This is a genomic window from Bacillus cereus group sp. MG20 (assembly GCF_040459885.1).
Lineage (GTDB): Bacteria > Bacillota > Bacilli > Bacillales > Bacillaceae_G > Bacillus_A > Bacillus_A cereus.
In genome coordinates this window covers 2212038-2232848 of sequence record NZ_JARVHF010000001.1, presented here as the reverse complement: position 1 = coordinate 2232848, position 20811 = coordinate 2212038, and the positions used below count along the sequence as shown (strand labels likewise).

Sequence of the window (20811 nt, the reverse complement as noted above, 5' to 3'; positions counted from 1 at the left end):
TAGGGAATGATTAACGATGAAGGAGTGTGGAATATAAAAATGTTAAAACGATATTGTATTCGCATTATGATGACTTGTTTACTTGCATTTGCATTATGCGTAACATGGAAGGCTTTCACTGGAGTTTCTTTATTAGAGATTGTAAAGACATATGAAGGAATGAGTGCAAAAGAAGTACATGCAGCAGAAGTTAAGAGAAATGTTGCTCCGAGTAAAGCAGTGATAAATGCTTTAGAGCAGGCAAACGACTGGTCTAAATATCGTTCAATTGAAATGACTGCAACAGGTTATACATCGGGGATTGAGTCAACAGGTAAGAGGCCAGGGCATCCAGAGTATGGTATTACATATTCAGGTGTTAAAGTGAAAAGGGATTTATATTCCACAATTGCTGCGGACTTACGCGTATTCCCGATTGGAACGATTCTCTTCGTGCCAGGTTACGGGTATGGTGTAGTAGCTGATAAGGGCGGAGCAATAAAAGGAAACCGTCTTGATTTATATTATGATACGGTGAAAGATGTTTATAGCCAATGGGGTAAGAAAAAAGTAAATGTGTATGTAGTAAAAGTAGGAAAAGGTAAGTTTACAGAAGAAGAGTTAACGATGTTAAATCAAGACGAAACGATGCAAGTGTTTCGTGGTCAATATTTAAAGCAAAGATAGTCTAGTCGTAATTACGCTAGACTTTTTTTCTTGGCTTATTTCATAATAGAGGAGATTTTACACGTCATATAACTGTAGTTAGAATTGTCGCATTTTATCGAAAATAAAGTTATAATGGTGGTAGAGAAATTTAGGGGGTCTGAACATGTTTCAAGTACAAAAAGAATTAGCAGGTCACGAAGCAGTAATTGTCGCTTTATTTGAAGAAGAGAAAATGAGTAGTTTTGTACAAGAACTGGACAAAGCGTTTGAAGGACAATTACAAGTTTTACTAGAAGAGAAAGAATTATCTACGAAGAAAAAGGCCATTTCGAAAGTACATAGCTTAGGAAAAACAAATGTGAAACGTTATTACTTTGTTGGTTTAGGCAAGAAAGAGTCTTATACGACAGAAACGTTACGTGTGGCTCTTGGAAAAACGTTTAAAACACTACAAGCAGCAAAAGTACAAGATGCAGCAATCTTACTTGATTCTTTCGTAACAGAGAAATTAGACGCGATTGATGTCGCTCATATTGCAGCAGAGGTACAAGGCCTTGGTACATATGAATTACAAACGTATAAATCAGATAAAAAGGATCGTGTAGAGTTAGAGAAGTTCACGGCTATTACAGCGGAAGATGCACAAGAAATTGAAGCCGCATTAACAGTTGGCTACGTACATGGACGTGCAACAAATTCAGCTCGTACACTTGTAAATATGCCGCCAAACGTATTAACAGCGACAAAGCTTGCTGAGTATGCTGTTGAGTTAGCGAAGAAGTATGATATGGACTATAAAGTTCTTGAAAAAGAAGAGATGGAAAATCTTGGTATGGGTGCGTTACTTGCAGTAAACCAAGGTAGTACAGAGCCACCCAAAATGATTGCTCTTATTTATAAAGGAAAAGAAGAGTGGACAGATGTCATTGGATTCGTTGGAAAAGGTATTACATACGATACAGGTGGTTATTCTTTAAAACCACGTGAAGGCATGGTTGGTATGAAAGGTGATATGGGCGGTGCAGCTGCTGTATTAGGTGCGATGGAAATTATCGGAGAACTGCGCCCAGAACAAAATGTGATCGCTGTTATTCCTTCAACTGATAACGTTGTAAGTGGTACGGCATTTAAGCCAGACGATGTAATCACATCTATGAGTGGAAAAACAATTGAAGTATTAAATACGGATGCAGAAGGTCGTCTAGCTTTAGCTGATGGTATTACGTATGCGAAAAAACTTGGTGCAAACTACCTTGTTGATGTTGCAACATTAACAGGCGGTGTAATTGTTGCACTTGGAAACCATACGACAGGCGCAATGACAAATAATGAAGAGTTGTTTGAGCAAGTGCTAGAGGCTTCTATGGAAACAGATGAGCCAATTTGGCAACTACCGATTTTTGATCGTGATAAAGAACGTGTGAGAAATAGTAAGTTTGCTGATTTAAATAACTCACCAGGCCGTGAAGGACATGCGGTTATGGCAGGTACATTCCTAGGCGAATTCGCTGAAGATACACCGTGGGTACACTTAGATATCGCTGGAACATCAGAAACAAAAGGCGCGCACGACTTAGGTCCAGCTGGAGCAACTGGTGCAATGGTACGTACACTTGCAACACTTGTGGAGCGTTTCGGAGAAGAATAAGAGTATAAGTGAAGACTGTTCCAATATTTTGGAACAGTCTTCTTTTTTATAGGTTTGTTTATCCTGCTATTTGTCGGGCTGTAAGACCCACACCTCAAAATTCAGTGGAAGCAAAGAAGTGAGGTGGGGTTGCCCGTAAACGCTCGATTGGTGAGGGCTGATTAAAGTTTCACTTTATAAAGAAATCGTATACAAAATCCCATTTAAAGCAAAAGAAGTACGGCCCGTTTCTTCAGAGACAACTAATATAAGTGCATCACTCTTTTCTGATAAGCCTATTGCAGCTCTGTGACGTGTTCCTAGCTCAGGATCAACTTCTGTACTTTTCGTTAAAGGAAGAATATTAGCAGCTGAGACTATATGATTATTTTTTACGAGAACGGCACCGTCATGAAGAGGGTTACCTGGGTAAAATATTGATTCGAGTAATGGCGCAGTTAAATGAGCGTTTAATGTCGTTCCAGTTTGAATGAAAGCTTCAAGCGTCTCATTTCGTTCCACAACGATAAGAGCACCATGTTTTCTAGCGCTTAAATGTTGGATAGCTGTCGTAATAAAAGATGAACTTTCCGTATAAGGTGATAAATATGCCTGAATATAGTATGTAGCTGCCAATGTTTGTACATTTGCTAACATATGATGAATATCTTCCATTTTGCATAAAATACATTCGTCTTCTTTATCGATTGCGTTCCTCATAATCGATAGTTCTTTTTCAGCAATTTCAATCATTTGCTTTGTTTGTATTTTGAGCTCTTCTGACAAGCCCCATTCGTGCATAATCCTCATTCCCTTTAGTGGAGTATTTAACCATAGTGTATACAAATATTCCTAGTAAAATCCTGCTAGATTTTATAAAATATTGAGATACAGCATGTTTTTTTCATATAATAAAGGTATGACGAGCGAGAGGAGAGAGAAGAATGAATTGGAAACAAGAATTTGATCGCTGGCTTTCTTACGCGCAATTAGATGCAGAATTAAAAGAACAGCTAGAAAACATGAAGCAAGATGAGAAGAAAATCGAGGATAGCTTTTATAAAAATCTAGAGTTTGGCACAGGTGGTATGCGTGGTGAACTTGGTGCTGGTACGAACCGCTTAAACGTATATACAGTTCGTAAAGCAACAAAAGGATTAGCAAGCTTTATTGAAAAGTTAGGTGAGGAAGCGAAAAAACGAGGTGTTGTTGTAGCCTATGATTCTCGACATAAATCACCTGAGTTCGCAATGGAAGTCGCTGCTACACTTGTTGCACGTGGTATCACAACATATGTGTTTGAAAGCTTACGTCCAACGCCAGTGCTTTCTTTCGCAGTTCGTCATTTACATACAGTAAGTGGAATCGTTCTTACGGCAAGCCATAATCCGCCTGAATATAACGGATATAAAGTATACGGTGAAGATGGTGGACAGTTACCTCCAAAAGAGGCAGATGAGTTAATTAGCTACGTAAATGCAGTAGAAGATGAATTAACAGTTGAAGTCGCTGATGTAGAGCAATTAAAAGCTGACGGTTTATTACATATTATTGGACAAGAAGTAGATGATGCATATGCTGCAGAATTGAACAATGTCATCATTAATAAAGAAATGGTACAAAGGGTTGGTAAAGACTTAAAAATCGTCTTTACACCATTACACGGAACATCAAATATTTCTGTACGCCGTGGTTTAAAAGAAGTTGGATTTACAGATGTAACAGTTGTAAAAGAGCAAGAGTTACCAGATCCAAACTTCTCTACAGTAAAATCACCGAACCCAGAAGAGCACGCAGCGTTTGAGTATGCAATTCGTGACGGTGAAAAGGTAGGCGCAGATGTATTAATCGCAACTGATCCTGACGCAGATCGCCTTGGTGTAGCAGTTCGTAATCATAATGGTGAGTTCCAAGTATTAACTGGTAACCAAACAGGTGCTTTAATGCTTGATTACTTACTATCTCAAAAGAAAGAAAACGGAACACTTCCAGAGAACGGTGTCGTATTAAAAACAATCGTAACGTCTGAAATTGGCCGTACAATTGCAAAAGCATACGGTTTAGATACAGTTGATACGTTAACTGGATTTAAATTTATCGGTGAGAAAATTAGACAGTATGAAGAAAGCGGACAATACGAATTCCAATTCGGTTATGAGGAAAGCTATGGTTATTTAATCCGTCCATTCTGCCGTGATAAAGATGCAGTACAATCTGTCCTATTTGCATGTGAAGTAGCTGCATACTACAAATCACAAGGGAAAACGTTATATGATGGTCTATTAGAAGTATTTGAGAAGTATGGTTTCTTCCGTGAAGACCTTGTATCGTTAACGTTAAAAGGAAAAGATGGAGCGGAACAAATCCAAGAGATGATGGCGACGTTCCGTGAGAATCCTCCGAAAGAAGTAGCGGGCTTAACAGTCGTAGCAGTGGAGGACTATAAAGCAAGTATCGTTACATCTTTACAAGATGGACATAAAGAAGAGATTCACTTACCGAAATCAAATGTGTTAAAATATCAATTAGAAGATGGTTCATGGTTCTGCCTACGTCCATCTGGAACTGAACCGAAGATTAAGTTCTACTTCGGTGTACAAGATAGTTCTTTACAAAATAGTGAACAAAAGTTACTTACTATTAAAGAAGACATTATGAATCGTTTATAATACAAAGTAATTTTAAGTAGTAAGGAACAAAAGGGAGCGAAATCTCCCTTTTGTTTTATGTAGGAAATAATTGCTATTAATTCCGACAGGAGAGAGGGTATTTTGTGATGAAAAAAGTAAGAAAAGCGATAATCCCAGCAGCTGGATTAGGAACACGTTTTTTACCAGCAACGAAAGCAATGCCGAAAGAAATGTTACCGATAGTAGATAAACCAACGATCCAGTACATTGTAGAAGAAGCAGTGAAATCGGGCATCGAAGATATTATTATCGTTACTGGTAAAACAAAGCGTTCTATCGAAGATCATTTCGATAACGCATTTGAACTAGAGCAAAACTTATTAGAGAAGAAAAAATATGAGTTACTTGAAAAAGTACAAGCTTCTTCAAAAATGGTAGATATTCATTACATCCGTCAAAAAGAGCCGAAGGGGCTAGGGCATGCTGTTTGGTGCGCGCGTAAATTCATTGGTGATGAGCCGTTTGCAGTGTTACTAGGTGATGATATTGTCCAAGCTGAGAAACCATGTTTACGTCAATTAATGGATGAGTATGAAAAAACACTTTCTTCTGTTATTGGTGTACAAACTGTTCCAGAAAATGAAACACACCGTTACGGAATTATCGATCCATTAGAACAAGAAGGTCGTCGTTACCAAGTTCGCAATTTCGTTGAGAAACCAGCACAAGGTACAGCACCTTCAAACTTAGCAATTATGGGACGTTACATTTTAACGCCTGAAATCTTTATGTTCTTAGAACAGCAACATGTCGGTGCTGGTGGTGAAATTCAATTAACAGATGCAATCCAAAGCTTAAATGAAATTCAACGTGTATTTGCTTACGATTTCGAAGGAAAGCGCTACGACGTAGGTGAAAAGCTAGGATTTGTTCAAACGACAATTGAAATGGCCCTGCAACACCCAGAATTACGTGATGACATGGTTGTAATGATGAAGAAAATTTTAGAAGAACAAGTGAATCAAGAGTCTTAATATAAAAAAAGAGTTATTGCAGCAAGCTGCAATAACTCTTTTTTATTATGAAATCGTCGAATGAGAATGCTGATAAGCAGAACGACGCACAGCATAGTATATGCGAGGGGCGATAATAGCACCGATAATTGTAAATGCAATATCTTTTACTGCAAACCACATCATAATCATCCAAGCAGCATTATAGCTCATATTACCGCCCATAAAGAGATTGATTGCCCCGTACATGTAAGTAGTACCGATTATATAAGTTAAAATAATTCCTGTGAAAGAGGCAATCGCAAATGTAATGAATGTTGGTCTTTCTTTTTGTTCTACTAGTTTCCCCGATACGTAAGCAACGATAATAAATGCGATAATAAAACCACCAGTAGGATCTAAAAGTGCTCCAAATCCAGCCTTGAAGTTAGCGAAGATTGGTGCGCCGGCTACGCCAACGAGCATATAAACAGTCATGGATAAAGCACCAAGTCTACTTCCAAGAAGAAGACCTGCTAAAATTGCGAAAAATGGTTGCATAGATAATGGGATACCTGCTACTTGAAGGAATGGTGCCCAAGATACAATATTTGCACCGATGGCCATAAGAGCAACGAACATGGCAGCTAATGCTAAATCTAAAACATGTAATCTTCTCATAATGTTAACCTCCTGTTGTTTTTAGGTTAACATTATCGTAGCTAAAATATTTACTTGTTGTCAATCAAAATATTTTGATAAGAAGGCTTTAAATAGTCTCTTAACAACGTATATGGAATACGAAATTGCGGAATTCCACTTGAATACGGAGCAATCTCATATAAAGGGAAATAAATGACGAGATTGTCTGGCTCTAAAAAGAAGTGAAACTTTTTCATACTCATTACCTTTTCAGTTGCATCAGGAAAATAAATACTTTCATTTTGTTTAATTTGTCTTACAATCTCTGCACGGATTACATCTTTATATTTATCTTTTTGTTGAAATAAATCGTCTAAGTGCAGTAGCTTTTTTTCTTTTAAATCAAATGTATTTGCCTTCCACGTATAAAGACCGTGTGCTCCGCCAGTATATTGATAGTAATTCACATATAGGCTAAGAAAAGGTGGTTTGTTTAAAGAGACTTTATAATCAACATTTGCTACGTACGGATGAAATGGTGTACTAGATCCTTCTGTCTCTTTATAGTATTTTTTTGCTTCTTTTTCTAATTTGTTTTTAAATTTGTCAGTGGATTTTTTGTAGTATAAATTGAGCTTATTTTGAAATGTAGAGTCAGAAAAGTTGTGAAAAGAAGGCCTATTTATTTGATATTCTATATAAGGTTTCTTACCTTTTTGCGTTACAGTCTTAACATCGATTGTCAGGTTAGATGCTTTGGCTGTTATTGCACAATTTGGTACAATAGTCAGCAAGGAGAACATAAGCAGTAATATACAAAATTTCTGTTTCATTTAGGTGAAGCCTCCTTATATAAGTGTTATAAGTAGTTTGAAAATAAATAGGTAAAATTATACATTTAATTAAAGCAAGAGAAGGAGGAAGCGATATGGCAAAAACTTTAATGGATTCACTTGGAATTGAGTTGTTAGAGATGACAGAAGATAAGGTGGTTGCTACGATGCCTGTTGATGAGCGTACGCATCAGCCATTTGGATTTTTACATGGCGGTGCATCGGTTGCATTAGCAGAAACAGTGGCAAGTGTTGGTTCATACAATTTAATTGATCAAGAAAAATGTATTTGTTTCGGATTAGAAATTAATGCAAACCACATTCGCTCAAAGAAAGATGGAATTGTAACAGCGATCGGAACACCGATACATAGAGGACAATCGACAATGGTTTGGGATGTTCGTATTATTGATGAAAATGATGATTTACTATGTATATCAAGATGTACAGTAGCAATTAAAGAAAAACGTGAAAAGTAAAAAAGAGGCGCTCTTATGAGCAGCCTCTTTTTCTTATAATTAGAACTGGATTTTCTTCTCTAAGAAACCTTTTAGTTCGCTAATTGGCATACGAACTTGTTCCATTGTATCACGGTCACGTACTGTAACAGCTTTGTCTTCAACTGAGTCGAAGTCGTATGTGATACAGAATGGTGTACCGATTTCGTCTTGACGACGGTAACGTTTACCGATAGAACCAGTTTCATCAAAGTCTACCATGAAGTCTTTAGCTAATTCTGCGAATACTTCAGTAGCACCTTCAGATAGCTTTTTAGATAGTGGTAAGATAGCTGCTTTGTATGGTGCTAAAGCAGGGTGGAAACGAAGAACTGTACGAGAATCGTTTTCTAATTGCTCTTCTTCATATGCATCACATAAGAATGCTAATGTTACACGGTCTGCGCCTAAAGATGGCTCGATGCAGTATGGTACGTAACGCTCATTCGTTTGTGGATCGATATAGTTAAAGTCTTCGTTTGAGTGTTCCATGTGACGTTTTAAGTCGAAGTCTGTACGAGATGCAACGCCCCAAAGTTCGCCCCAACCGAATGGGAATTTGAATTCAATGTCAGTTGTTGCATTACTATAGTGAGATAACTCTTCTTCACCGTGGTCACGAAGACGCATGCTCTCTTCAGTCATACCAAGTGAAAGTAACCAGTTTTTACAAGTTTCACGCCAGAATGCGAACCACTCTAAATCTTCACCAGGCTTACAGAAGAATTCAAGTTCCATTTGTTCGAATTCACGTGTACGGAATGTGAAGTTACCAGGCGTGATTTCGTTACGGAAACTCTTACCGATTTGGCCAATACCAAATGGAAGCTTTTTACGCATAGAGCGTTGAACGTTTTTGAAGTTTACGAAAATACCTTGTGCTGTTTCAGGACGAAGGAAGATTTCGTTTGTGCTAGACTCTGTAACACCTTGGAATGTTTTGAACATTAAGTTGAACTGACGGATTTCAGTGAATTCTTCACTACCGCAATCAGGACATTTTACTTCATGTTCTTTCATTAAGTCAGCCATTTGGTCGAAAGTAAGACCATCAACAACCATTTCGATGCCTTTTGCATCTAAAGCATCCTCAATTAATTTGTCAGCACGGTGACGAGCTTTACATTTTTTACAGTCGATCATTGGATCGTTGAAGTTACCAACGTGACCAGAAGCGATCCAAGTTTTAGGGTTCATTAAAATAGCTGCGTCTAAACCAACGTTGTATGGAGATTCTTGAATGAATTTTTTCCACCAAGCTTTTTTAACGTTATTTTTTAATTCGATTCCAAGTGGACCGTAATCCCAAGTGTTTGCAAGACCACCGTAAATTTCAGAACCAGGGAAAACAAAACCGCGATGTTTTGCTAAGTTTACAACTTGTTCCATTGAATACATAAGAAAATCCTCCTTTTGAAAGTTAACGTATTGGCGATGACATACTCTGATACTTTGGAAACGAGCAGTATAGCTAAAAAGAACATAAAAAAACGCTCATCCCAAGGCTATTTGCCTAGGGACGAGCGTTTGCCCGCGGTTCCACCCTAGTTGATACACAAAAGGTGCATCCACTTTATCATGTATTGCTCGGGACTGCCGTTTCCTTGCGGCTTCAGGCTTTCACTATCCCTGAATCGCTTTTTATGCAAGTACTTATAAGTCCGTCATCGCTACTTATATTAGTAATAATGAACATATTCTAACACGTTCTTTTTTAAATCTCAATAGAGGAACGCGTCTATCTATGATAGAGTCTCGCCTATTTTTTCATTATTTATTCCGTAATTTTCTTTAATATGCTTAATTGCTTCACGCTTACTTAATGGAGCGAGCTCGTTGTTTTGCACGTATTCCCAAACTACATCCGGATTTGTTTTTGCATATTCACGAAGGACCCAGCCAATCGCTTTTTGAATGAAAAATTCTTTTGAAGAATGTAGTTGTCCAATAATCCAGAAAAGAAGTTCCTCATCCATCTTTTGTTTATATTTCAGTTGGAATAAAATAGCGGCGCGTTGTAACCATATGTTATCTGATGCAATCCATTTTGGAATATAAGCAGAAATCAATTCTGGGTGTTTTAAAAAGATAGTACCTAAGAATGTAGGGACGATGCTATCGACAGAGTCCCACCAAGATTTTGTGACAATAAGTTCTTCTAAGAAGGGGATATGAGTTTCGTTTATATGCTTTTTATATTTTTGCATAATATCAAGTGCGGCCGCTTGGAATTCACGTTCTGGTAAGTCCCAAAGCTCACGTACGATAATTTGGAAGTCTTTTTTATCTGGGAGAGTATGTATTTGAATGACGTCTTTTAATAATTGGCGTCTTTCCGGTGTTTGAATACCTAGAAATGGGAAGTGATTTTTCATATAACGAGCCATAGGTTCTGCTTTTTCAGGATTTTTATGAGCTGTGAAATGCTCTTGTAATGCTTTTACAAATGGATGCATAAGTGTTTCTCCTCTCTTATTCTCTTTCTTCTCTTATTATACAAAGAGTTTGGATAAATTTTAAAACATAACTTGCAATGTAATGAAATATGTTGAAAGTAGAGAGGAGAGGATAAGATGGAGGATCAAGGCGTACTAGCAGGTTTCTTTGCTCTTAGTTTTGCGTTTATTCTTGTTATATTGATTTGGGCAATTATTTCATATTTGTTAACGGCTTTTGCACTTTATTCGATGGCGAAAAATGATGGTGCAACGGACGGGGTGCTTGCGTTTATTCCGTTTTTGAATAGTAAGACGTGGGGTGACTTAGCGAAAGATAAATTACCAGATTTTTTGAAAGAAGAAGCAGGGTGGAAAGTATTCGGTATATATGTTGCATGTTTCATTTTTAATTTCGTACCAATTATAAGTTTACTAGCAACAGCTGTATCGATTGTATTATCTATTTATCTTATCTACGCTATTTTAGACAGATATGGAACGAACTCTATATTATTTACGATTATTCATGTAATCACATTTTCGGTGTTCTTACCGATTCATTTATTTATTATTCGAAATGAACCGGTGAGATATAAAGAGTAGATTTTTCGTTTTTGTTGATAAGTCGATATATTTTAGATATAAGTAAAAAAGCGCCCTGATTATCAGAGCGCTCTTTTTACTACATAAGGTAGCGTAAATAAATATAAATGTGAGAAATGATTAATGAAACGATCATAATTGGGAAACCGACTTTTAGGAATTCCATGTAACTAAATTTATGTCCTTCGCGGCTCGCAATACCTGCAACGATTACGTTAGCAGAAGCTCCGATTAATGTTCCGTTTCCACCGAGACAAGCACCTAGTGCTAATGCCCACCATAATACATCGATTTGTGCGTCAGATGGTGATAAGCCTAGCCCGACTGCCATATCGTTAATAAGTGGAATCATTGTTGCGACGAATGGGATGTTATCAATTGTTGCAGAGGCGATACCAGATACCCATAAAATAAGGATGGATGCGTAAGAAATATCTCCGCCTGTTATACCAATTACTTTTTGAGCTAACATTTTAATAAGACCGATATCGATAAGTCCTCCAACAAGTACGAATAGCCCTGCGAAGAAGAAGATTGTTACCCACTCTACGCTTGCAAATACTTCTTCAATTTCATGCTCTTTCACACCAATTAACATAAGTACAGTAGCACCAGTTAAGGCAATGATAGCCGCATCAATATGGAAAATAGAATGAGTCATGAAACCTACAATCGTAAGTCCAAGCACCGTTAAAGATTTTTTCATTAATACTGGATCTTTAATGTATTGTTTTTCATCTAAGCTCATTAATTTTTTAACCTGTACAGGATCGGCAATTAATTGTTTACGGTACATGAAGTAAAGTATGGTTGCTGTAACGCCAATAATAATAATTACGATTGGTGCTAGATTCAATAGGAAAGCATTGAAGTCTAAATGCTTATTGGCAGAACCAATCATAATGTTAGGTGGATCACCAATTAATGTTGCCGTTCCCCCAATGTTTGAAAAAATAATTTCAGAAAGTAAATATGGAACAGGATTTACTTGCAGTATGCGCGTAATAGATAAAGTAACTGGAACAACAAGAAGTACAGTTGTAACGTTATCTAAAAATGCGGAGCCAAGCGCGGTAAGTAGGGAAAGGGAAATTAAAATTTTAATTGGATTTCCTTGTGCCCCTTTTGCTGCTTTAATGGCAACGTATTGGAAAACACCTGATTTACTCGTAATGTTCACCAAAATCATCATACCGATGAGTAGCGTAATCGTTCCCCATTCAATATGTTTCGTAAAGGCGTTATGTAAATCGACGACCCCCACAATTACCATGAATGCTGCACCAAGAAGTGCGATGACAGCGCGATTAATTTTTTCAGAAATAATAATGGCATATGTAATTAAAAAGACTGCGATAGCAAAATAATACTGCCAGTTAGCGAGTTCTTGCGTTGTTTCGTGCAAAAATCTCATCTCCTTTCATTCATTTTTCTTAGTGTGTCAAATATTAACTAGATGAAACACACATAACGTCATTATAAAGTAGAAAAACTGCGGATGTAAATGAAAGGAGGGATTTTGTCATATTTTCTGCATAGGTCATTTTTTCTTATTTTTTAAAATATTTGTGGGCATTTGACATATATATAAGATACATCCAATCTGAATATTTAAAATGGAATTAGCATTCGAGCTTGTTCGTGTAGGAGTGTCAAATAGAAAGGAATGATAAAAATGATAAGGAAGGGATCGTATGGATGAACAACGATTTTTATTTTTAGACTTTGAGTTTACGATGCCCCAGCATAGAAAGAAACCGAAAGGATTTTTTCCGGAAATTATTGAGGTAGGACTCGTTTCAGTTGCTGGCCGTAAGGTGGAAGATACGTATTCATCACATGTCAGGCCGAAAACATTTCCCTCTTTAACGGATCGATGTAAGAAGTTTTTAGGAATAAAACAAGAAGTCGTGGATAAAGGGATTTCATTTCCTGAACTCGTTAAGAAGCTTGCGGAATACGAAACGAAATGTAAACCGACAATTGTAACGTGGGGAAATATGGATATGAAAGTGCTGAAGCATAATTGTGAAATGGCAGGGATAGCTTTTCCATTCTTCGGACAGTGTCGTGATTTATCGCTTGAGTATAAGAAGTTTTTTGGAGAAAGAAATCAAACAGGATTATGGAAAGCAATTGAGGCGTACGGAAAAGTAGGGACAGGGAAGCATCATTGTGCGCTTGATGATGCGATGACGACGTACAATATTTTTAAACTAGTAGAAAAAGATAAAGAGTATTTAGTAAAACCAGCACCTCCAACATTAGGAGAACTCGTTGATTTTTCAAAAGTGTTAAAGAAAGTGAGCACACAGTAACGACCAAATTGCACATTATGTAATTTGGTCGTTTTGTTTTTTAAAGTTTGTAGTCTTTCTTTAACTGTTCTAATGTTTCTAGACTACGCTCTGCAAAAGGTGAATCATCTTCAGAAAATGAATTCATTTGGGTTTCTAATGCTAATTTTAGTGACTTGGTATAATCCGGAATTCCTCCTTCATATTTTTTCACCATTTGCTCTGGAATGTTCGTCTGTTCACGGAAAGCTAAAGCGCGTCTTTCATGGAAAAATGGTACGTCAGCTTGTTTTACGTTATGTAAGTCACCTTGCACCGGATGTTTTAAAACAGCTAATACTTTTACGACGTAACTGCCAGGGCGGCTATTTGTAACTTCGCCGATGTATTTGCCAGTTTTATAAATACCAGTAACGATTTCACCAATTTCAAATGTTTCTCTCATATTTTTCACCTCAAGTTTATAGTAAGGAAAGTAGGAGAAGGAGTCAAAGAAATCATTCACTTTCGGAACGCCCCCTTGAGAATATGGATAGGTTCCACTATAATTTAAAGTTATATAACAGAAAATTCTGATGTTTTACAAATCCTATAATAAGGAGTGTTCTATATGATGCCTTTATATTTTCCGGAAGATAAAACAGAATATATTATTCCAGGGATTGTTTGCGTGCTATTTATAATTGGTGCCGTTGCTACGTGGCGTATGTTCATTCGTGTATCAAAACGCGAAGCGGAGCGATTACAGAAAGTTGAAGAAAAACTATTAGCTGAAAAGAAACAGTAACGCATTTTTGTATGTTTCCCTCTATGCTCGGACAATCTAAGGGCAGAATATATTTTGGAGGGAATGGAATGAAGAAACGGCTTTTTTTCAGTTGTTGTTTATTATTTCTGATGGCAGGTTGTGACCAAGGAAAGCCGAAAGAAATTGAAGTGAAATTACATAATGCTTCAGGAGATGAAGTAGGGACTGCGAAAGTAGTGCAGCAAACAAGTGGCGTGAAAATTACGATTAAAGGAGAAGGTTTCACGCCAGGACCACACGGACTACATGTACATGAAATCGGAGAGTGTAAGGCACCTCGTTTTGAATCATCCGGGAATCATTTTAATCCTGATGATAAAAAACATGGTCTTCTTAATCCGAAGGGTGCAGAAAACGGTGATTTACCGAACGTAGTTGCAGATGGTTCTGGGAAGATTAAAGCGGAAATCGATGCACCTCACATCACACTTGAAGAAGGAAAAACGACGATTCATAGAAAGGATGGAGCGTCTATTATTATTACAGAAAACCCTGATGATGGTATGACACAACCGACAGGTAAATCAGGCGATCGAATTGCTTGTGGTGTAATTGTAAAAAAAGCAGCGGATATGAAGAAAAAGTAAAAGCTACCGTGCTGGTAGCTTTTTTTGTGTAGTATAAGTGAAAATATATCAGCGATTATTGGAATATATCGATTGTAACTCAAATTATATCGGCGATTATTAGAATATATTGACCGTAACTTGAAATATATCAACTTACCGACAAAATATGACAAAGGAGTCTGTCCAAGAATGATTAGGGGACAGACTCCTCTATTATTATGAAAACGTATGACGCAGTCTGTTCAAAATTTCTTCTAAAACAGATCGTGGACAGCCGATGTTAATTCGAATATGTTCTTCGCCACCTAACCCGTATTTCTCACCAGCTTCAACGATGATTTTTCCTTTTTCCTCAAGTAATGCAGTACGCTCGTTTTGAGAAAGTTTTAGACGAGAACAATCAATCCATAATAAAAAGCTACCTTCTGGCTTCGTTACGGAAAGAGCAGGTATGTGAGTTTTAATATATTCACAAGCAAATTGAGCATTATCTTCTATATATAATCGAATTTCGTTTAACCAATCATTACATTCTGTATAGGCACTTTGCATCGCTGTGTAGGCAAAGATATTTAACCCGTGGAAGCCTTGTCTATATTGGATAGCTGTAAAGGCGTGACGGAGTTTTTCGTTTGGAATGATAATAATCGAAGCTTGTAATCCAGCGATATTAAATGTTTTACTTGGAGCCATACAAGTGATAGTGCGCTCTGCTAATTCTTCAGATAAGGAAGCGAACGGCGTATGTGTATGGTCTGCATAAATGATATCGGAATGAATTTCATCCGCGACAACGATAACGTCATATTTAGTACATAACAATCCGAGCTGCACAAGTTCCTCTTTTGTCCAAACGCGTCCGATTGGGTTATGAGGGCTACAAAGAAGCATGAGTTTGACACCTTGCTGAAACTGCTTTTCTAAATGCTCAAAGTCTATCACATATGTATCATTTTGTTTCTGTAATGGACTCACGCATAACTGCCTGTTGTTTGTTGTGACCATTTCGAAAAATGGAGGATAAATAGGTGGTTGTACGAGAACGGATTCGTTTTCTTTTGTGAAAGCCTGTATGCTCGTACTAAGAGCTGGAACGATCCCCGCGCTAAAAACAATCCATTCTTTTTGAATGTCCCAGTTATATTGTTTTTTTGTCCAGTTACAAATAATATCTCCAATATTTTCGGGAGGAAGTGTATAGCCGAAAATAGGATGCTCAATACGTTTCTTTAAAGCAGTTTGAATTTGTGTTGGTACTTCAAAATCCATATCAGCAATCCAAGCATGGATAAGTTCTTCGTTTTTATATGTATCCCATTTTATACTATGCGTTCCACGTCGATTGATTGCTTTATGAAATAGTTGCATACGTTTGCCCCCTTCTTCTGTAAAACCAATAAGTTATGAAAGTTCTCTCTCTTCTTATAGAATAGCTGATGTGATAGGATAAAGAAAAGTATTAAAAAGTGAAAAGGCGGGAAGCGAATGGGTACATATGAAAAGATGATAGAGGTTGTGAAGAATTGGGATCCGTTTCAAATGGGACCGGAGTTTTATGAAACAGAAGCGAGCGATGTTGTGAACGTCATAAGTGTGTTTGATGATCCAAAATACATCGCAAAGAAGATTCAACATATATACTTTATGTCTTTTGAGGAAGTACCTGCGCTTGAAAAATGTGAGAAATTAGCTGTGGAATTACTTGTAATAAAAGAAGGCGGAAGCTGTTCATTATAGGCTGTCGGAATTTCCGACGGCCTTTTTTATATTATCCCGCTATTTGCCGGGCAGTAAGACCCCCACCTCAAAATTCAGCAGAAGCAAAGAAGTTAGGTGGGGGCTAATTAAAGTTTCACTTTATTGCGCAGAAAAAGCGATAATTTCTTCATAAACATGTTCAGGCTTTTCTTCAGGTAGTAAATGTCCTGTATTTTCGTAAGAAATAAATTTTGAATTCGGTAAATCTTTGTGTAGACGATGACCTACATGTACAGGGACGACGCGGTCTTTTTCACCCCAAATGAGTAGTGTAGGTGTTTCGATTTTTTGTAATTCAGTTGAAGATAAGTCACCTTCACGGTCTCGTATCATGCGAGTTAAAGCGGGAAATATACGGTCGTCATAAAAAGGAGCGGAGTAACCTTTTTTCATTTCATCGTCAATTAATGAGTGATCATGAACGACATTCATTAAGTTATGAACAATACCGCGTCTAATAATCCAGTTCTTTACGTATAAATGAAAGAACGGTAAATAAGAAGAGTATAGTAAAGGTAAGGTTGCGCGTGCTAAATAGCTAGAGCTGCATAGTAAAATCGTTTTTGAAATGAGTTCAGGACGTATACGGTTTACATAGAGAGAAATTTGCCCACCCATAGAGTGCCCAACTAATACAATGTTTGAGAGAGATAAATGTTCAATTAAATCAATAATAATCGTTGCTAAATTGTGATAAGAATACTTAAACAGATGAGACTTATCACTTTTTCCGAACGGTGGTAAATCAAGAGCAATCACTGTTCCTGCTTTCGATAGTAAGGGAATGAGACGACGGTAACTGAATGAGGAAGATAAAAAGCCGTGAACGAGTACGAAAGTAGGACGTTCTGTTTTGTTATCGTGTTCATACAATTCGTAATGAATAGTAGTGCCGCGAGTGGAAAAAGTGAAATAAGGACAAGTATATTCGTGATTCATTTTTTGTCACTCCATTGATTTTTGTTCATATCATCTCCAAGGAAGAAGAAAATATGTTAACAAAAAAAGGCAAGATGACGACGTCATCTTGCCTTTCGTTTATTCAGTATTACCCGCGAACAATATTAGGCGGTGTTTTTCCTTGTAATCCTGCAACTAAATTTTCAGCGGCGGTCATAGCCATTTGCTGCCTAGTTTTTAATGTTGCAGATCCGATGTGTGGTAAAGTTACAACATTTTGTAATGATAAGAGTGGATTATCTTTTTGAATCGGCTCTTGTGTAAATGTATCGATACCTGCTGCAAAGATTTTCTTTTCTGTTAAAGCATGGATTAACGCTTCTTCATCTACTGTTTTCCCGCGAGAAGCATTAATGAAGATTGCTGTTTCTTTCATTAATGAAAATTCCTTTTCTCCAATAAGGTGATATGTTTCATCTGTTAATGGAGTAAGAAGAACAATAAAGTCAGACTGCTTCAGTAGCGTTTGTAAATCACAATATGTAGCATCGAATTTTTGTTCAGCTTCTTCTTTACGACGGCGGTTATAGTAAAGAACATTCATATCAAATCCGAATTTTGCTCGTTTTGCAACGGCTTCTCCAATTCGGCCCATACCGATAATACCAATTGTGCTATGGTGTACATCTAGTCCGAAGTGTTCTTTTCCGATTTCAGCGTTCCATTCACCATTTTTCACGTAAGAATCGAGTTCGCAAACGCGGCGCCCAGCTGATAGCATAAGGGCGAAAACGAGATCAGCTACTGTATCATCTAATACGTATGGTGTATTCGTTCCGATAACATTTCGGTTTTTCATCGCTTGTAAATCAAAATTATCGTAACCGACAGAAATGTTGCTCACTACTTTTAAGTTAGGAGCCACTGTCAGTAATTCTTCATTAATAGCAGATCCGAAATTTAATAACCCATCTTTATCTTGTATTTTCTCTAATAGAACATCACGAGGTACTTTCTCATTTTGATCCCATTTTTCATAATCACAGTGTTCTGATAAATAGTTTTCTACAAATGTTGGAACTGGTTCAGCAATATAAACTTTTGGTTTCACGGTTCCATCCCCTTTCGCTTTATCACGCATTTTTCCGCTGATTAAAGTTTCACTTTATTTTGACATAATTCAATAGAAAAATCTTCTTTTCAAACTGGAAAGGGTATTTGTATAATTTAGACACAAACGAAAAGGAAGGATGATTTATATGGTGACAGAAAAAGAATTAGAATTATTAGCTTGTCTTGAAAAGAGTAGTCGATTATCTGTAGATACATTAGCGAAGCTGTTAAATATAGAGGTAGAAGAAGTAAAGAAGATGGTTGCGAGGTTAGAAAATGAAAAGATTATTGTGGATTATGTAACACATATTGATTGGACGAAGGTGAAAGAACATACAGGTTTAACGGCAATGATCGATGTGAAAGTTACGCCAAAGCATGGCGTTGGGTTTGATGCGGTTGCTGAACAAATTTATCGTTATTCAGAAGTGAAATCCGTTTATTTAATGTCAGGGACATATGATCTTTCTATTACATTAGAAGGGAAAACGATGGGAGAAGTAGCGATGTTTGTTTCTGAGAAATTAGCAACAATTGAATCTGTTGTTTCTACAACTACTCATTTCATTTTGAAGAAGTATAAACATGAGGGCGTTATTTATGAAAAAGACGATGATGATAAGCGAATTGTGGTGACACCATGAAGCAATTTGAACTATCTAGATCAGCAGAATCTTTAAAACCATCTGGTATTCGAAAATTTTTTGATTTAGCAGCAAATATGAAAGGTGTTATTTCCCTCGGGGTAGGAGAGCCGGATTTTGTTACACCTTGGAATGTAAGGCAAGCATGTATTCGTTCTTTGGAACAAGGGTATACGTCATATACAGCAAATGCAGGATTATTGGAGCTCCGTCAAGAAATAGCAAAGTATCTAAAAAAACAATTTGCAGTATCTTATGATCCAAGTGATGAAATCATTGTTACAGTTGGAGCGAGCCAGGCGTTAGATGTGGCGATGCGCGCCATTATAAATCCTGATGATGAAGTGCTCATTATTGAACCGAGCTTCGTTTCTTATGCACCACTTGTGACATTAGCTGGAGGAGTTCCGGTTCCTGTGGCGACTACGTTAGAAAACGAGTTTAAAGTACAACCAGAACAAATTGAAGCAGCTATTACAGCGAAAACAAAGGCAATTTTGCTTTGTTCACCAAATAACCCGACAGGTGCAATGCTAAATAAATCCGAGCTTGAAGAAATAGCAGTGATTGTTGAGAAGTACAATTTAATCGTATTATCTGATGAAATTTATGCAGAACTTGTATACGACGAAGTATATACAAGTTTCGCGAGTATTAAAAATATGCGTGAGCATACGATTTTAATTTCAGGATTTTCAAAAGGATTTGCGATGACAGGATGGCGCCTCGGTATGATTGCAGCTCCTGTTCAATTTTCAGAATTAATGCTCAAAATCCATCAGTATTCAATGATGTGTGCACCGACGATGTCTCAGTTTGCAGCACTTGAGGCGTTACGCGCAGGGAACGATGAAGTAATTCGAATGAGAGATAGCTATAAGAAGCGTCGTAACTTCATGACGACATCTTTCAATGAAATGGGCTTAACGTGTCATGTGCCGGGCGGAGCATTTTATGTTTTTCCTGCTATATCTTCAACCGGATTATCTTCAGCGGAATTTGCAGAACAGTTATTGTTGGAAGAAAAAGTGGCCGTTGTCCCTGGTAGCGTATTTGGCGAAAGTGGTGAAGGATTTATTCGTTGTTCATATGCGACGTCGCTTGAACAACTTATGGAAGCGATGAAGAGAATGGAACGATTTGTAGAAAATAAAAAAAGGACAAAACGTAATACGTTTTGTCCATAAAAGGGGGGGAATACTAGAAAGCCATGTGTTAGTAGTCTATCCCAATATTGGAGAATTATACTTCTTTAAGGGAAATTTTTCATGAATTTTGAATGAGTTCTGTCATAGTGGTATAATTTACTAATATAAGGTATACGCATTCTAGATATCATTATCTAGAATGCGTACTAACCAATCGGATATTTAAAATAAATATATCTGCTTTGCTCTCTATAATTGTAGAGAGAATGGTAAACGTATGGGAGTGTTTCATATGTCAGAACAATATACAACAGGAGTGGTTGTAACAGGGAAAGTGACTGGAATTCAAGATTACGGTGCATTTGTAGCGTTAGATGCAGAAACACAAGGACTTGTGCATATATCTGAAATTACAAATGGATATGTAAAGGATATTCATGACTTTTTAAAAGTCGGCGATACAGTAGAAGTAAAGGTACTTTCAATTGATGAAGAGCACAGAAAAATGAGTTTATCGTTAAAAGCGGCGAAAAGAAAACAAGGAAGGATTCTTATACCGAACCCATCTGAAAACGGATTTAATACGCTGCGAGAAAAGTTGGCAGAATGGATTGAAGAGTCCGAGTTAACAAAGTAAAAGAGGAACGCATATGAGCGTTCCTCT

23 protein-coding genes are annotated in these 20811 nt (G+C 37.2%); 13 read left to right on the top strand and 10 right to left on the bottom strand.

The genetic code is table 11. The features are described 5' to 3' along the window. The first annotated feature begins 39 nt into the window (after positions 1–39). Together QCI81_RS11555 and pepA are read left to right on the top strand one after the other, a co-directional pair. Positions 40–666, top strand: a complete 627-nt coding sequence (locus QCI81_RS11555) for a 3D domain-containing protein (protein ID WP_142340464.1) — start codon at positions 40–42, stop codon at positions 664–666. Positions 667–811: 145 nt separating this feature from the next. Further along, positions 812–2296, top strand: coding sequence for a cytosol aminopeptidase (pepA, locus tag QCI81_RS11550; protein WP_353810745.1), 1485 nt, complete (start codon positions 812–814; stop codon positions 2294–2296). Positions 2297–2470: 174 nt separating this feature from the next. Here pepA and cdaS read toward each other — a convergent pair whose 3' ends face one another. Then, entirely contained in the window at positions 2471–3076 is a 606-nt protein-coding gene (gene cdaS / locus QCI81_RS11545; RefSeq protein WP_000545250.1) for a sporulation-specific diadenylate cyclase CdaS, read from the bottom strand. Positions 3077–3219: 143 nt separating this feature from the next. On the opposite strand from cdaS, the gene QCI81_RS11540 reads away from it, so the two are divergent. Continuing rightward, positions 3220–4944 (top strand): phospho-sugar mutase, encoded by a 1725-nt coding sequence (locus QCI81_RS11540; protein ID WP_353810744.1) that lies wholly within the window; start codon positions 3220–3222, stop codon positions 4942–4944. 107 nt (positions 4945–5051) lie between these two features. Beyond that, on the top strand, positions 5052–5939 hold the full coding sequence (galU, locus tag QCI81_RS11535) for a UTP--glucose-1-phosphate uridylyltransferase GalU (protein WP_071714559.1): 888 nt from the start codon (positions 5052–5054) through the stop codon (positions 5937–5939). Positions 5940–5984: 45 nt separating this feature from the next. Here the strand turns inward: galU and QCI81_RS11530 are convergent, their stop codons facing one another. Beyond that, positions 5985–6578, bottom strand: a complete 594-nt coding sequence (locus QCI81_RS11530; protein WP_353810743.1) for a biotin transporter BioY — start codon at positions 6576–6578, stop codon at positions 5985–5987. Between the two features lie 50 nt (positions 6579–6628). Then, positions 6629–7372, bottom strand: a complete 744-nt coding sequence (locus QCI81_RS11525) for a DUF3298 and DUF4163 domain-containing protein (protein ID WP_000810334.1) — start codon at positions 7370–7372, stop codon at positions 6629–6631. A gap of 95 nt (positions 7373–7467) precedes the next feature. Between QCI81_RS11525 and QCI81_RS11520 the strand changes: the two genes are divergently transcribed. Further along, positions 7468–7851, top strand: a complete 384-nt coding sequence (locus QCI81_RS11520; protein WP_001140612.1) for a hotdog fold thioesterase — start codon at positions 7468–7470, stop codon at positions 7849–7851. 39 nt (positions 7852–7890) lie between these two features. Here the strand turns inward: QCI81_RS11520 and QCI81_RS11515 are convergent, their stop codons facing one another. Continuing rightward, entirely contained in the window at positions 7891–9267 is a 1377-nt protein-coding gene (locus tag QCI81_RS11515) for a glycine--tRNA ligase (protein ID WP_000287154.1), read from the bottom strand. 344 nt (positions 9268–9611) lie between these two features. After that, on the bottom strand, positions 9612–10325 hold the full coding sequence (locus QCI81_RS11510) for a DNA alkylation repair protein (RefSeq protein ID WP_023523268.1): 714 nt from the start codon (positions 10323–10325) through the stop codon (positions 9612–9614). Between the two features lie 117 nt (positions 10326–10442). Between QCI81_RS11510 and QCI81_RS11505 the strand changes: the two genes are divergently transcribed. Continuing rightward, positions 10443–10910, top strand: coding sequence for a hypothetical protein (locus tag QCI81_RS11505; RefSeq protein ID WP_000390061.1), 468 nt, complete (start codon positions 10443–10445; stop codon positions 10908–10910). Positions 10911–10989: 79 nt separating this feature from the next. Here the strand turns inward: QCI81_RS11505 and QCI81_RS11500 are convergent, their stop codons facing one another. Then, a complete protein-coding gene (locus QCI81_RS11500; RefSeq protein WP_000545210.1) occupies positions 10990–12315 on the bottom strand; it encodes an ArsB/NhaD family transporter in 1326 nt (441 codons plus the stop codon). A 289-nt stretch (positions 12316–12604) separates the two neighbouring features. Between QCI81_RS11500 and kapD the strand changes: the two genes are divergently transcribed. Then, the gene (kapD, locus tag QCI81_RS11495) at positions 12605–13228 is read left to right on the top strand and encodes a 3'-5' exonuclease KapD (RefSeq protein ID WP_000344360.1); all 624 of its coding nucleotides are present in this window, start codon (positions 12605–12607) and stop codon (positions 13226–13228) included. A 40-nt stretch (positions 13229–13268) separates the two neighbouring features. Here the strand turns inward: kapD and kapB are convergent, their stop codons facing one another. Continuing rightward, positions 13269–13652 carry a kinase-associated lipoprotein KapB gene (kapB, locus tag QCI81_RS11490; protein WP_182812020.1) on the bottom strand — a complete coding sequence of 128 codons (384 nt, stop codon included), beginning with the start codon at positions 13650–13652 and terminating at the stop codon, positions 13269–13271. Between the two features lie 165 nt (positions 13653–13817). Here kapB and QCI81_RS11485 point away from each other — a divergent pair, with 165 nt between their 5' ends. Both QCI81_RS11485 and sodC read left to right on the top strand, forming a co-directional pair. Then, entirely contained in the window at positions 13818–13994 is a 177-nt protein-coding gene (locus QCI81_RS11485) for a hypothetical protein (protein ID WP_000982763.1), read from the top strand. Positions 13995–14062: 68 nt separating this feature from the next. Continuing rightward, positions 14063–14602 carry a superoxide dismutase [Cu-Zn] gene (sodC, locus tag QCI81_RS11480; RefSeq protein WP_023523265.1) on the top strand — a complete coding sequence of 180 codons (540 nt, stop codon included), beginning with the start codon at positions 14063–14065 and terminating at the stop codon, positions 14600–14602. Between the two features lie 198 nt (positions 14603–14800). Here the strand turns inward: sodC and QCI81_RS11475 are convergent, their stop codons facing one another. Continuing rightward, complete coding sequence (locus QCI81_RS11475) at positions 14801–15952, bottom strand: PatB family C-S lyase (protein WP_182812017.1); 1152 nt, start codon at positions 15950–15952, stop codon at positions 14801–14803. Positions 15953–16069: 117 nt separating this feature from the next. Between QCI81_RS11475 and QCI81_RS11470 the strand changes: the two genes are divergently transcribed. Then, on the top strand, positions 16070–16321 hold the full coding sequence (locus QCI81_RS11470; protein ID WP_000537641.1) for a YugE family protein: 252 nt from the start codon (positions 16070–16072) through the stop codon (positions 16319–16321). Positions 16322–16441: 120 nt separating this feature from the next. Here QCI81_RS11470 and QCI81_RS11465 read toward each other — a convergent pair whose 3' ends face one another. Further along, positions 16442–17281: an alpha/beta fold hydrolase gene (locus QCI81_RS11465; protein ID WP_001015204.1), complete on the bottom strand. Its 840-nt coding sequence runs from the start codon at positions 17279–17281 to the stop codon at positions 16442–16444. A gap of 109 nt (positions 17282–17390) precedes the next feature. After that, on the bottom strand, positions 17391–18383 hold the full coding sequence (locus QCI81_RS11460; protein WP_002094180.1) for a 2-hydroxyacid dehydrogenase: 993 nt from the start codon (positions 18381–18383) through the stop codon (positions 17391–17393). 118 nt (positions 18384–18501) lie between these two features. Between QCI81_RS11460 and QCI81_RS11455 the strand changes: the two genes are divergently transcribed. From QCI81_RS11455 to yugI, 3 genes are all read left to right on the top strand, one after another. Beyond that, positions 18502–18999 carry an Lrp/AsnC family transcriptional regulator gene (locus tag QCI81_RS11455; protein WP_000255696.1) on the top strand — a complete coding sequence of 166 codons (498 nt, stop codon included), beginning with the start codon at positions 18502–18504 and terminating at the stop codon, positions 18997–18999. Beyond that, complete coding sequence (locus QCI81_RS11450) at positions 18996–20186, top strand: aminotransferase (RefSeq protein ID WP_000808529.1); 1191 nt, start codon at positions 18996–18998, stop codon at positions 20184–20186. The genes QCI81_RS11455 and QCI81_RS11450 overlap by 4 nt, the downstream gene beginning before the upstream one ends. Positions 20187–20439: 253 nt before the next feature. Then, positions 20440–20784, top strand: a complete 345-nt coding sequence (yugI, locus tag QCI81_RS11445; RefSeq protein ID WP_000003764.1) for a S1 domain-containing post-transcriptional regulator GSP13 — start codon at positions 20440–20442, stop codon at positions 20782–20784. Positions 20785–20811 lie beyond the last annotated feature (27 nt).